Origin of the sequence: Paroceanicella profunda (assembly GCF_005887635.2) — a bacterium.
GTDB classification, from domain to species: Bacteria; Pseudomonadota; Alphaproteobacteria; order Rhodobacterales; family Rhodobacteraceae; genus Paroceanicella; species Paroceanicella profunda.
On record NZ_CP040818.1, the window covers coordinates 133,876 to 147,138 of the forward strand.

General features: G+C 71.0%; 10 protein-coding genes and 1 tRNA gene. 4 read left to right on the plus strand and 7 right to left on the minus strand.

Translation table 11 applies throughout. From position 1 onward, the window contains the following. The first annotated feature begins 107 nt into the window (after positions 1-107). The 3 genes from FDP22_RS00565 to FDP22_RS00575 all read left to right on the plus strand — a co-directional run bounded on the left by FDP22_RS00565 (position 108) and on the right by FDP22_RS00575 (position 2,540). A complete protein-coding gene (locus tag FDP22_RS00565) occupies positions 108-1,118 on the plus strand; it encodes an aldo/keto reductase (protein WP_138577295.1) in 1,011 nt (336 codons plus the stop codon). 101 nt (positions 1,119-1,219) lie between these two features. Further along, entirely contained in the window at positions 1,220-2,083 is an 864-nt protein-coding gene (locus FDP22_RS00570; RefSeq protein ID WP_138577293.1) for a VOC family protein, read from the plus strand. Positions 2,084-2,135: 52 nt separating this feature from the next. Continuing rightward, positions 2,136-2,540 (plus strand): putative quinol monooxygenase, encoded by a 405-nt coding sequence (locus FDP22_RS00575; RefSeq protein WP_138577291.1) that lies wholly within the window; start codon positions 2,136-2,138, stop codon positions 2,538-2,540. Positions 2,541-2,556: 16 nt separating this feature from the next. On the opposite strand, the gene FDP22_RS00580 is transcribed toward FDP22_RS00575, so the two are convergent. Then, entirely contained in the window at positions 2,557-3,462 is a 906-nt protein-coding gene (locus FDP22_RS00580; RefSeq protein WP_138577289.1) for a LysR family transcriptional regulator, read from the minus strand. Positions 3,463-3,632: 170 nt separating this feature from the next. Here FDP22_RS00580 and FDP22_RS00585 point away from each other — a divergent pair, with 170 nt between their 5' ends. Further along, positions 3,633-4,868, plus strand: coding sequence for an MFS transporter (locus FDP22_RS00585; RefSeq protein ID WP_138577287.1), 1,236 nt, complete (start codon positions 3,633-3,635; stop codon positions 4,866-4,868). Between the two features lie 753 nt (positions 4,869-5,621). Here the strand turns inward: FDP22_RS00585 and FDP22_RS00590 are convergent. From FDP22_RS00590 to FDP22_RS00615, 6 genes are all read right to left on the minus strand, one after another. After that, positions 5,622-5,711, minus strand: a tRNA-Ser gene (locus FDP22_RS00590). Between the two features lie 527 nt (positions 5,712-6,238). Beyond that, complete coding sequence (locus FDP22_RS00595; RefSeq protein ID WP_205910819.1) at positions 6,239-7,612, minus strand: FAD-containing oxidoreductase; 1,374 nt, start codon at positions 7,610-7,612, stop codon at positions 6,239-6,241. Further along, positions 7,612-8,076 (minus strand): DUF4126 family protein, encoded by a 465-nt coding sequence (locus FDP22_RS00600; protein WP_205910820.1) that lies wholly within the window; start codon positions 8,074-8,076, stop codon positions 7,612-7,614. The genes FDP22_RS00595 and FDP22_RS00600 overlap by 1 nt, the downstream gene beginning before the upstream one ends. Before the next feature lie 642 nt (positions 8,077-8,718). Continuing rightward, on the minus strand, positions 8,719-10,458 hold the full coding sequence (locus FDP22_RS00605; protein ID WP_138577283.1) for an MFS transporter: 1,740 nt from the start codon (positions 10,456-10,458) through the stop codon (positions 8,719-8,721). Between the two features lie 79 nt (positions 10,459-10,537). Further along, a complete protein-coding gene (locus tag FDP22_RS00610; RefSeq protein ID WP_138577281.1) occupies positions 10,538-12,394 on the minus strand; it encodes an amidohydrolase in 1,857 nt (618 codons plus the stop codon). A gap of 100 nt (positions 12,395-12,494) precedes the next feature. Then, positions 12,495-13,199 carry a hydrolase gene (locus tag FDP22_RS00615; protein ID WP_138577279.1) on the minus strand — a complete coding sequence of 235 codons (705 nt, stop codon included), beginning with the start codon at positions 13,197-13,199 and terminating at the stop codon, positions 12,495-12,497. Positions 13,200-13,263 lie beyond the last annotated feature (64 nt).

The following is a 13,263-nucleotide window of genomic DNA, read 5'->3' on the forward strand; positions in this document are numbered from 1 at the left end:
GTTCTGGGAGCACCGCCCGGCTACTGGATGAGCCGGCCCGGGAGTATTCCGGTTGGCGACGCCGGACAGCGGGTCCGGAGAACAGTTCAGAATGAAAGGTCCATCTGATGACACTGCAGGATATTCTGCCCGGCAAGCTCGGCTTCGGCGCCGCACCGCTCGGCAACATGTTTCGTGACATTCCCGAGGAAGAGGCGCTCGCAACCGTGGAAGCCGCCTGGAACGACGGCATCCGCTACTTCGACAATGCGCCCTTCTATGGTGCTGGCCTGGCCGAGATCCGCATGGGCGAGGCGCTCGCCGGCAAACCGCGCGAGGACTATGTCATCAGCACCAAGGTGGGCCGCGTCATCCTCGACGAGGTCGAGGAGAGCCCGCGCGACAACGGCGAGAAGGGCGATGTGTTCGCCCATGGCCGCCCCAACAAGGTCGCCAACGACTACAGCGAGGACGCGACCTATCGCTCGATCGAAGACAGTCTGAAGCGGCTCAGGACCGATCACATCGACATCGCCTTCGTCCACGATGTCGCGCAGGATTTCTACGGTGACGACTGGCTGAGCGTCTTTGAGAGTGCACGGCGCGGCGCCTTCCGGGCGCTCGACCGGATGCGGGACGAAGGCGTGATCAGGGCCTGGGGCCTCGGGGTGAACCGGGTCGAGCCGATCGAGCTGCTGCTGGAGCTCGATGAGCCGCGTCCGGACGCCTTCCTGCTCGCCGGCCGCTATACGCTGCTCGACCATGATCGCGCGCTCCAGCGCGTGATGCCCGGGGTCGCGGAGCGTGGGCTGGGGATCGTCGTCGGCGGCCCCTACAGCTCGGGCGCTCTCGTGGGCGGTCCCAACTTCGAATATGCGCCCGCCACACATTCGATCCTCGCCAAGGTCGCCGCGATCAAGGCGATCGCCGATCGTCACGGGATCAGCATGAAGGCGGCCGGCCTGCAGTTCTCCCTCGCCAATCCCGCCGTCGCCGCGGTGATCCCGGGCGCGAGCCGGCCGAGCCGGATCGCCGAGGACAGCGCGGCGCTGGCAGAGCAGGTCCCCGCCGACTTCTGGCGCGCGTTACGGGCGGCCGGCCTGGTCAACCCAGACGCACCGCTTCCCGGCATGGACTGACAGTCACGAAGGCCCGAACACCAGCTCCCGGCCGGGGCAAGCTGCCTCGGCCTCGGGGGCTCCGCGACATCGACATCTCTCGAACGGACAGGAGAAAGATCATGCGTGAGCTTGAAGCGACCAGGGCGGCAGGAGTTGGCCGTCGCGAACTATTGTCGAGGGCCGGCGCCGCGATGGCGGTCAGCGCCGCAATTGCGGGGTCGGCGCGGGCGCAGTCCGCCCCCTCGCCGGGGACGGACGGACTGTCGGCGGCCGCGCGCAACAGCGGGCCGCTCGGGGCCCGGCTGCAGGGCGTCCAGCATTTCGGGCTGACCGTGCAGAACATGGAACGCGCCTATGAATTCTACACCGAGGTGCTGGGCGGCACCGAAGTGTTCCGCCACGGCGACTTCCAGGGCGACCTGGTGCACAACACGCTGCTTGCCGATCAGGACATCCGGGCCGACGAGCTGCATGTCGATCCGCAGGCGATCGGCGTGCCCAACCTGCGCGACGGCGACCAGCGCCTGGATGTCCGCTTCATCCAGTTCGACAACGTGGTGATCGAGCTGCTGCAATATCGCAATGCCGCCGAGCCGATGGGCGGCCCCAACAGCTTCGCGCCGCCGCTCGCGAACATGAGCCCGGCGTTCCCGCGCATGATGCACATCTGCTTCCACGTGCGCGACGATGTCGACTTCAACAGGTTCATCACGGACCTGGAGGCGGAATCCGCGCGGCGCGGCATGGACCAGGTGCGGGCCAATCGCACCATCCGCGTCCGCACCGAGGCGGAGCGCCGGGCCGCGCCGCAGAGCGCGAACACCAACAAGGTGACAGAGGCGCCATCGGACGGCTGGGAGCTGATCTACTGCAAGGGCCCCGAAGGCGAGCAGCTCGAGTTCGTCAAGGCGCTCGGGCCGGTGAAAGAGCGCTTCGCCGACGCGCTCGAAAAGCGCCGCCAGGCACTCGACGGCGCTCAGTGACGGCGGGGCGGAGCATGGGCTCCGCCCCCCTCCCCCCGGAAGGAGATCACTCATGCGAACCAGACTCATCTCGCTTGCCGCCACGCTGATGGCTGCCGGTGCACCGGCCGCGGCGCAGCAGGCCACGGGCATCCGCTATGCCGACATTCCCGCCGGTGCCTATTCGATCATCGCCGAAGTGCAGGCCAGGCCGGGCAAGGAAGCCGAGCTGCGCGCGGCCACGCTGCCGCTGGTCGCGCTGGTCCGGAGCGACCCGAAGAACCTCGTCTACGTCCTGCAGGAAGATCGGGCCGCGCCGGGTCATTTCATCTTCTATGAGATTTTCGCGAGCGTGGAAGATTTCGAGGCCCACAACGCGATGCCTTACGTGAAGGACTGGTTCGCCAGGCTGCCCGACCTCGCCGAGGGCGGGGTGCGCGTCATGCGGATGGAAGTTCTCGGACATGGCCGCCACTGATATCGCGCGCCGCCCTTCAGCCTTCGGCCAGGAAGTGCTGCATGCGCGGCACCGTGTAGTCGAGGAAGGCCCGCACGCGCGCGGGGAGAAACTGCGCGCCCCGGAACAGCGCGTGGATCTCGTCCGCCTCGCCGATGTCGCTGTCGGCAAGAATCTCGACGAGCTCGCCGCGGGCGATCGGCTGGCGCAGATGATAGTCGGCCGCCCGCACGATGCCCAGGCCCGCGATCGCCATGCGCCGCAGTGTTTCGCCATTATTGACGAGCAACGAACCGCTCAGCATGCGCTCGCCGATGCGGCCGCCCTGGCGCATCGGCCAGACGGGCATCGCACGGCGGAAGTTGAAGCCGAGACAGTTGTGATGGACGAGATCCTCCGGCACCCGCGGCGTGCCGTGGCGCGCGAGATAGGCCGGCGCGGCGACGATGCGGCGGCGGGTCTCGCCGATCCGGCGGGCCATGAGGTTGGAATCCGGGAGCTTTCCGACGCGGATCGCGACGTCGGTGCGATCGAGATAGAGATCGACGACATCGTCCGACAGCGACAGGTCCACCGTTATTCCCGGATAGTTCCGGAGGAAGTCGGGCAGGATCGGCTCCAGCGCGGCCGTCCCGAACGTGACGGAGGCGGTCACGCGAATGATCCCTTCCGCCTCCGCCCGCCCTTGCGCGATTTGCTGCTCGGTCTCGTCGAGCGAAGCGAGCAGCGCGAGGCTGCGTTCATAGTAGAACTGCCCTTCGGCGGTCAGCGCAAGGCGGCGTGTCGAGCGCTCCATCAGGCGGACGCCGAGCCGCGCTTCCAGCCGGGCGATCAGCTTCGACACCGTGGATGGCGTCATCAGCAGGAGCCGCGCGGCCTCGGAGAAGCTGCCCGCCTCCACCACGCGCACGAATACCAGCATCTCGCCTGCACGATTGTCCATGTCGCACCTGTGCCCTGGCTTCCGAAATCGACGGCGACCTTAGCCGCACGCGCATCGAATGTCGCCTCATCTGTGAAATCAGCGATCAGTTCGTGTGAGCCGGCGCCCTCTGATCGCGCCGGCCCCCGGGTGGCATGCTGCGCGCGACAGTTGATCGAAAGGACCATCGCATGACCGCTCCTCAAGCCTGCGCGCCCGCGCGGTCCACCGGGGCCGAGACCCTGGCTCCCGCTGCCCCGGCGCAGCCGAACGTCAGGCTGACGCTGTTCGCGCTGGCGCTCGGCACCTTCGCGATCGGCACTTCCGAGTTTGCCAGCATGGGCATCATCCAGCTCTACTCGGCGAGCCTGGGTCTTTCCGTGCCCGAGGCCACCAGCGCGATCACGGCCTATGCGGTGGGCGTGGTGGTCGGCGCGCCTCTCGTGACGATTGTCGCGGCGCGCCTCAACCGGCGCGTGGTTCTGCTGGGCCTGGTGGCGCTTTTCATCCTCGGCAACCTGCTGTCGGCCGCGGCGGGAAGCCTGGGGTCGCTGATGATCGCCCGCTTCATTTCCGGCGTGCCGCATGGCGCCTATTTTGGCGCCGGCGCGGTGGTCGCCGCCTATGTCATGGGGCCGGGCAATGGCGGCAGGGCCTTCGCGATGGTGATGAGCGGGCTCACGGTCGCGACGATCTTCGGTTCGCCGCTTGCGACGTTCATGGGCCAGACCCTCGGGTGGCGTGAAACCTATCTTGCCGTCGCTGCGGTCGGCCTGCTCGCGTTTCTCGCCCTTCGCAAGGGGGTGCCGAAGACCGAGGCGCTCAAGGGCACCTCGGTTGCCCGGGAGCTGTCGGCCTTGCGCAAGCCCGCCCTGTGGGGAGTCCTGCTGGTCGCCGCAACAGGCGTCGCCAGCATCTTCGCGGTCTACACCTTCATCGCACCGTTCGTCACCGACGCGGCCGGCCTGTCGGCGTCCGTCATCCCGGTTGCGCTCGCCCTTTTCGGCCTCGGCATGACCGCGGGCAACATCGTCGGCGGCCGGATTGCCGATCGCCGGCCGTCCCATACCATTCTCGCGGGGTATGGGGCCGGCCTCGCCGCGCTCGCGCTGCTGGCTCTGGCAGGCGCCACCCCCTGGGTTCAATTCCCGGCCCTGTTCGGCGTGGGCGCTGCGCTCATGTTCGCAATTCCCGGCATCCAGGTCCGTCTGACCCGTATCGCGCCTGAAGCGCCCAGCCTGACCGGCGCCATGAACCTCGCGGCCCTCAATGTCGCCAACGCCCTGGGCGCCTGGCTGGGCGGGGTGGTGATCACGGCCGGATTCGGACTGCTTTCGGCCGCCTGGGCCGGCTTCGCGCTGACCCTGGCCGGCCTGCTGATCTTCATATCCATCATCCTGAACGACCGCGCGCGGCAGCGCCGCTGAACCAGCACCGCGAAGGAGCCTTCGGCAAGGTGCGACACGAGCGGACTGTCTCCGATGCCGGAGACGATCACGTACGTGAATGTCCCGAGACGGATCCTTGAGAGTGCCGGTGGCCAGGGCGAATCTGCCTTCGGCAAAGCCCTCCGGGAGGATGCGCCGACACAATGCCCGGCTGTGAACGCCCTTGCCACTCTCCCCCTCCACGAAGTCGGCCAGGCACAGCAGATCAGGGCATCGCCCGGCGGCGACGGTAGCCGCAAAGAGACGTGCGATCGGAGAGGTGGAACATGGCCGGGACTCCCGGGCCCGACATCTCCCAAGTTTGCAATCCGTCCATAACCCGGTTGTCGCCGCTATCGGAGAGCCCGGGCGTTCCCACAGCGATCGGCTTGATGGACGAACGACAGCCGTGACGCGGATGGCTTCCATAGGGCCCCTTTCCGGATCGTCCCGATCGCAGTCCTTCGACAATGATCCATCCGGTATCTGCTGTGGGGCCACGGCAGGAGTGGTCCAACACCCCACGTGAAGCACAATGCCGACCGGCCGCCCCGCCCAGCCTGATCGACAGCTTCCACCAAGACCAGACGTTCCCCGGAGCTGATAGGAACGACCGTCTCTGATCGAAAAATGCCGCGCTGCTGGCCTGGGTACGGACGTACCGGGCAATGGCGTGTAAACGGCGCTTCGATGCCGCATGGGCTATGCGGTGATCGGCGGCAATATTGGAGCATGGAGGGAAATCGACGGGATTGGCGGAGAGAGAGGGATTCGAACCCTCGGACCCCTTGCGAGGTCAACGGTTTTCGAGACCGCCCCGATCGACCACTCCGGCACCTCTCCGCAGAGCGCGACAAGCGCGCTTCTGAGGGCGCTTCTTATGGACAGCCGGGCAGATGTTCAAGCGGAATTTTGCGCTCCGGGGAGGCCCGCTCGGGATCGCCCGGCCGGGATGGGGTGCGCCGTTCCCGATGCCCCGGTACGGCCGGTCACCGGCGAGACCGGGGGTGCAAGAGTCTGGCGTGAGGGGCGCTGGCCGTTTCGCTTCGGCTGACGATCGCGGAGCAGAGCCATGGGACATCGCTCGCCGCCCGGCTCAGCCCGGGGACAGGCAGTGCGCTCGCGGGGGACCGTGAAGCCCGCCATCGTGGGTGCCCACCGGCGCCGCTCCGGACCGGACCGCTCCGCTCCGCTCCGCGCGCGGACAGGCAGCACATCGGCGGACGGGGGAAACCCACAACCGTGGGCATGCGCCGGCCCCGGCCTTTGCCGGGCCGCTCCGCCCTGCCCGTGCAACGCGTCGGCGGGTCACCGCAAAAGCCGGTCACCCTGGGTGCCCTTCGGCGCCAATCGTTGCCGGGCCGTTCCGCTCAGACCGGGGCCAGGCTGCCCATCAGGGTCGGGATGAGTTCGGCCACCGTCGGGTGCACCGGCACCGCCCATTGCAGGCTGCGGGCGTCGAGCCCGCCGGTCATCGCCGCGATCAGCGCGTGGACGGCCTCGTCGCCGCCCGGCCCGAGGATGGCCGCGCCGAGGATGCGGCCGCTGCCCGCCTCCACCACGACCTTCATCAGGCCCATGGTTTCGCCCTGCTCCACCGCCCGGCCCACCCGGCTCATCGGGCGCGAGGCGGTGAGGATGTCGTGGCCGGCGGCGCGCGCGGCGGCTTCCGTCAGCCCCACCCGGCCGAGGGGCGGGTCGATGAACAGCCCGTAGCCGGGGATGCGGTCGCTCACCTTGCGGTCGGCGCCGTCGAGCAGGTTCGCCACCAGGATCTCGTGGTCGTTCCACGACGTGTGGGTGAAGGCGCCCCGGCCGTTGCAGTCTCCCAGCGCCCAGAGGCCCGGCACGCCGGTTTCGAGCCGCTCGTTCACCGCGATGATGCCGCGCGCGTCGGGCGTGAGGCCCACCGTCTCCAGCCCGAGATCGTCGGTGTTGGCCACCCGTCCCACGGCGAGGAGCAGGTCGCTGCCCGTGATCTCCTGCGCCGCGTCGGCCGGGCAGTCCAGCCGCACGCGGACGCCGCCCGGGGCCGGGCCGAGCGAGATGCACTCCGCGCCGGTGCGGATCGCGATGCCCTCGGCCGCGAGGATCTCGCGGATGGCCGCGGAGACCTCCGGGTCCTCGCGGCCCAGCAGTTCGGCGCCGCGCTCGATGACCGTGACCTCGGCGCCCAGCCGGCGGAACGCCTGGGCGAATTCGAGCCCGATGTAGCTGCCGCCCACGATCAGCAGGTGCCCGGGCACCCGGTCCAGCGCCAGCATGTCGGTGCTGGTGAGCACGCGCACCGTGTCGCGGCCCGGCAGGTCCGGCACCACCGGGCGGGCGCCGACGTTGAGGAAGATCCGCGGCGCGGCAAGCCGGCGCGCGCCCACGGTCACCTGCCTCGGCCCGTCGAGCCGGGCATGGCCGCGGATCAGCGTCACCCCCGCCATGCCGTCGAGCCAGGCCTCCACACCGGTGCGGGACCGGGCGGCGATGGCCTGAAGCCGCGCGGTCACGGCGGGCATGTCGATCTCCGGTGGCGCGGTGCGCACGCCGTAGGCGCCTGCCCGCCGGGCCACCTCCGCCACCCGGGCCGAGGCCACCAGCGCCTTGGTGGGCGTGCAGCCGGCATTCACGCAGGTTCCGCCGACCAGCTTGCGCTCGATCACCGCCACGCGCTGGCCCTCGGCGCTCAGCCGGGCGGCGAGGGGCGGGGCGGCCTGCCCGGTGCCGATGATGATGGCGTCGAAGCGCTCCATCACGCTGCCGCCACGATGAGCAGCCCGCCGAGGATGGCGACCGCGTCCTCGATGAAGGCCGCCGGCATGTCGCGCCCGAAGGCCGCCGCGAGCCGGGCCCGGGCGGCCGCGCCGCCCAGCGTTCCCAGCCCTGCCCCGATCAGCCCGGCCAGCAGCCCGGCCACCGGCTGGCCCGCCAGCGTGCCCAGCACCGCGCCGCAGAAGGCGCCGGACACCAGCCGCGCGCCGAACTGCACCGGCACCTTGCGGCTCTCGGTGGAGGGCAACTGGTCGACCACCAGTTCCACCAGCGCGAGCAGCGAGAGCACGCCCACGGCCCAGGGCGAGGCCATGAAGGCGGCCCATGTGCCCTCCGGGCTCAGCCAGCCAGCCCAGGCCGCCCAGGCCAGCACCGTGGGCGCCATCATCGTCCGCAACCCGGCGATGACGCCGAGAAGGCCGGCCAGCAACAGGATCATGCTCATCTCTCCGCTCCCGAAAGGGGGCCCCGCCGCACCATGCCGCGGGACGTGGGGCATCCACCCGGCGCCTGGGCCAACACCCCCGGCCGTTTCCGGACCATGGCGCGACGGGCCCCCGGCGGCAAGCCGGCCCCCGCCGCCCGCCCGTCACTGCCTCCGCCAACGGGGCGGGACGGCCGGCCCGGCCCGCGCGCCGGGATGACTGCAGCTCCCCGATGCCGGGGCGGCCCTCACACCGGCGAAACCGCGGGCCCCCGATACCGGGGCGGCCCCACTCCGGCAAGACCGCGAGTCCCCGACGCCGTGTGGCCCTACACCGGCAGGACCACGAGCCCCCGGTGCCGGAGCGGCCCCACGCTGGCAAGACCGCGGGTCCCCGACGCCGGGTGGCCCCATACCGGCAGGACCACGAGTCCCCGGTGCCGGAGCATCCCGACGCCGGCGAAACCGCGGATCTCCGGTGCGCCCCCTCCACGGGATGACCGGAGGTTCGCACCACCGGCTCTGCCCCCGCACCGGCATGACCGAAGGTCCGGAAGGCCCGGGTGGGGGGCGACGGGCCGGGGATATGCGGCACACCCGGCATCCCCGGCTACCGCGGTGTCCGCGCCCCTCCCGCGCCCTCCCCGGGCGGGGCGGGCCGCCTCACGGCGCGGGGGCGGCGCCTGCCCGGCTGTGCGGGTGCCGTCCGGCCTTGCGGCGCTCGGGCGCGAGGTAATGGCGGACCTCGGGCGCCTGCGTGCCGCGATGGAAGGCGCGGACCGAGGCATGCACCTCCTGTTCGTCGCGGGTGGTGCGGGCGTGGTGGCGCAGGTGCTCCACCCAGCTTGGCAGGAAGAACCATTCGAGCCAGATGCGCGGGTCGGCCGCGTCCTGCGACACGCCCCAGTCATGCGCGCCGTTGCGGTAGCGCTCGCCCGAGAGGGTGCCGATGGCGGCGAGGAACCCCTCGGTCAGCTCCGCCGGGACCTCGTAGCGGATGGTCACCAGCACCGGGCCGCGGTCATGGCTCTCGCCCAGTTCCGGGTCGATCACCGGGTCGGCCCAGCCCAGCGCCGGGGAGAGGTCCAGCGCCTCGCCCTGCCCCAGCTTCGCCCGCCAGGTGAGCGGGATGGCGACGAGCGCTCCCGCCGCGGCGATGAGCAGCGCCATCCGGATGGAGCCCGCCGCCGCCACCTGTCCCCAGATCGCGGCACCCGCCGACATGCAGCCGAAGAACACCATCAGCGTGACCGCGAGGCCGCGCGCACGCACCCAGTCCGGCAGGGCGGTCTGGGCCGAGACGTTCAGGCTGGTGAGCACCGCGATCCAGCCCAGCCCGCCCAGCACCGCCGCCAGCAGCGCCACCGGGGTGTTCCCGGCGAGGCCCAGCAGCACCATGCCCAGCGCCGTCACCCCGGTGCCCAGCGCGGCCAGCAGGTTGCTGTCCACCTTGCGCCGCAGCCAGGGCAGCGACAGCGCCCCGGACACCGCGCCCGCCCCCACGGCCGCCAGCAGCACGCCGTAGAGTTCCGCCCCGCCGCCCGGCAGGCTGCGCGCCACCAGCGGCAGCAGCGCCCAGTAGGCGCTGGCGAAGGTGAAGAACCCGAAGGAGCGCAGCATGGTCGCCCGCAGCGCCGGGTTGCGCGCGGCGTGGCGCAGGCCGGTGAGCATGGCGCCGAGGATGGGCTCCGGCGGCAGGGTGCGCGCCGGCTCCGGCGCCGGGCGCCAGGCGAGCAGCGCCACCACGATGACCACCGTGCTCACCGCGTTGGCGATGAAGGGCGCGGAGAGGCCCACGGCCGTGATCAGCACCCCGGCCAGCGCCGGCCCGATCGCGCGGCTGATGTTGATGCCCATCGAGTTGAGCGCGATGGCCGGCTGAAGCGCGCCGCGCGGCACCAGCCCGGGCACCACCGCCTGCCACGCCGGCGCGACGAAGGCCGCCCCGGTGCCGATGGCGAAGGTGAAGACCAGCAGCAGCAGCGGCGTCATCAGGCCGAGGGAGGTCACCAGCGCCAGCACCGCGATCACCACCGCCACGATGGCGTTCACCGCGACGAGGTAGCGCCGCCGGTCGATCCGGTCCGCCAGGGCGCCCGCCAGCAGCGCGAACAGGAACACCGGCGCCGTGGTGGCCGACTGCACCAGCGCCACCACCGCCGGAGACGGGCTGAGCACGGTCATCAGCCAGCCGGAGCCGACGTCGTTCATCCATGTTCCGATATTCGAAACGAGCGTGGCCGTCCACAACAGCGTGAAGGCGCGGTAGCGGAACGGGCTCCAGGCCGAAGCGGGTGCCGCAGCGCCCGTGCCTGTCGCTGCCGCGCCTGCGGGTGCCGCGCCTGCGGGTGCCGCCCCGGGGCGCGGGGCGGGCGGCGGGCCCGGGGAGGTCGGGTCGGTCATGTCGGCCTCTCTCCGCGACGGGGCGCGGCATTGGGGGCGGGATCGGGCGCGCCGAAGCGCGCCGGGGTGCAGCGATGGGTCAAACCGCGAAACATCCGCAGCCGAGCGCGCCCCAGAACTCCTTCAGCCGGCGCACCGGGATCGGGGTTGCCCAGGCGATGGCGTGATTGTGGCCGTGCAGGCCGCAGCCGTGGTTGCAGGCATCGTGACAATCCCGCGCCATGGCGGTGGTGGGGCGCATCGGCGCGCGCGACCCGGGCGAGGAGATGCCGGCCGCCGGGCCCCAGGTCGGGCTTGCGGGCGGCAGCGGCGGGGCGAGATCGGCGAATTCCGCGCCACCGTGGACGATGCGTCCGCCCACCATGGTGAGCACCGAGGAGATCGCGCGGATCTCCGCGTCCGGCACAGACATGTAATCGGCCGAGAGCACGGCGAGGTCTGCGAAGCGCCCGGGCGCCAGCCGGCCCTTCTTCTCCGCCTCGCCGGAGAACCAGGCCGACCCTTCCGTCCACAGCCGCAGCGCGGTTTCGCGGTCCAGCAGGTTCTCCGGGTCGGAGAGCTGGAGCCCGCCCACGCTGCGCCCGGTGGTGAGCCACCACAGCGCCACCCAGGGGTCGTAGGAGGCGACACGGGTCGCGTCGGTGCCCGCGCCCACCGGCAGGCCCTCGGCCAGCATCCGCGCCACCGGCGGCGTTGCGCGCGCGGCCTCCGCGCCGAACCGGGCCACGAAATACTCTCCCTGGAAGGCCATGCGGTGCTGGATGGCGATGCCGCCGCCCAGGGCCGCGATGCGCTCCATGTTGCGCGGGGTGATCGTCTCGGCATGGTCGATGATGAAGCGCGCCTTGAAGGGCTGGCGCTGGTTCACCCGCTCGAACACGGTGAGGAAGCGGTCGATGGATTCGTCGTAGGTGGCGTGGATGCGGAAGGGCCATTCCCGCTCGGCCAGCAGCTCGACGATCTTCTCCAGCTCGGCCTCCATGGTGGGCGAGAGGTCCGGGCGCGGCTCCAGGAAGTTCTCGAAATCCGCGGCGGACCAGACCAGGTTCTCCCCGCCGCCGTTCATGCGCAGCATGTCCGAGCCGGCCCCGGGGCTGGTCATCTCCACCCAGCGCTCGTAGTCCGACAGCTCGGTGCCGGCCTTCTGGGCGAAGAGGTTGTAGGCGACCCGCACGGTCATCGCGCCGGCGGCGTCCAGCTCGGAGATCACGTCATAGTCTTCCGGATAGGCCTGGCCGCCGCCGCCGGCATCGATCACCGAGGTGATGCCCAGCCGGTTCAGCTCACGCATGAAGTGGCGGGTGGAGTTCACCTGGTCCTCGCGCGGCAGCTTGGGGCCCTGCGCCAGCGTGGAGTAGAGGATCAGCGCGGAGGGTCTCGCGATCAGCATGCCGGTGGGGTTGCCGCGCGCGTCGCGCTCGATCTCGCCGCCCGGCGGGTTCGGCGTGTCGCGCCCGATGCCCAGCACTTCCAGCGCGGCGCGGTTGAGCATGGCGCGCGCATAGAGGTGCAGCACGAAGACCGGGGTGTCCGGCGCGGCGGCGTTGATCTCCTCGAGGGTGGGCATGCGGCGCTCGGCGAACTGGAACTCGGACCAGCCGCCGACCACGCGCACCCATTGCGGAGCCGGCGTGCGGGCGGCCTGGGCCTTCAGCAGCGCCAGCGCATCGGCCACCGAGGGCACGTTCTCCCAGCGCAGCTCCATGTTGTAGCTCAGGCCGCCGCGGATCAGGTGCGTGTGGCTGTCATTGAGCCCCGGGACGACCCGGCGGCCGCCGAGGTCGATCACCCGCGCGCCGTCCCCCGCCACGCGGCGGACTTCGGCCTCCGAACCGGTGGCGAGGATCAGCCCGTCGCGCACCGCGAGGGCGGTGGCCTCCGGGCAGTCGGGGTCGAGGGTGGTGATGCGGCCGTTGGTCAGGATGGTGCTGGGCATGGGGGTTCTCCTGTCTCTGGGGCCCCCTGCCCAGGGCACGCCGCGCGCGCCCGGACCAGGGGAAGGGACGGGCCGGCGCGGCCCGCCGGGGCGCTGGCGGCTATTCGGCCACGGCCGGGGTTTTTCCGGCGGGAACGGGGGCGAGCACCGGGCCATGCGCCTCGCGCTCGGGCGCGCCGTGGACCATGGTGTAGGCATAATCCACGCCCATGCCGTAGGCGCCGGAATGATCGCGCACCACGTTCATCACCCCGTCGTAGCTGTCGCGCCGCGCCCAGTCGCGCTGCCATTCCAGCAGAACCTGCTGCCAGGTGACCGGCACCACGCCGGCCTGGACCATGCGCTGCATCGACCAGTCATGCGCCGCGAGCGAGGTGCCGCCGGAGGCATCGGCGACCATGTAGATCTCGTAATCGCCCTCCAGCATGGCGGAAAGGGCGAAGGTGTTGTTGCACACCTCGGTCCACAGCCCGGAGACGACGACCTTCTTGCGGCCGTTCGCGGCGAGGGAATCGCGCACCTTCTGGTCATCCCAGGAGTTCATCGAGGTACGCTCCAGCACCGGCGCGTCGGGGAAGACCGCCAGCAGCTCGGGGTAGGTGTAGCCGGAGAAGCTCTCGCTCTCGACGGTGGTGATCGTCACCGGCACGTCGAAGATCTTCGCCGCCTTGGCGAGGCCGACGACATTGTTCTTCAGCGTCTGCCGGTCGATCGACTGCACGCCGAAGGCCATCTGCGGCTGCTGGTCGATGAAGATGAGCTGGCTGTTCTGCGGGGTGAGAACTTCGAGCTTGGGGTTGGTCATGGACCTGTCTCCTCGGAAGGGGCGGGCGCGCGGGGCGGGCCGGCCGGAAAAGGGTTGGTGGGGT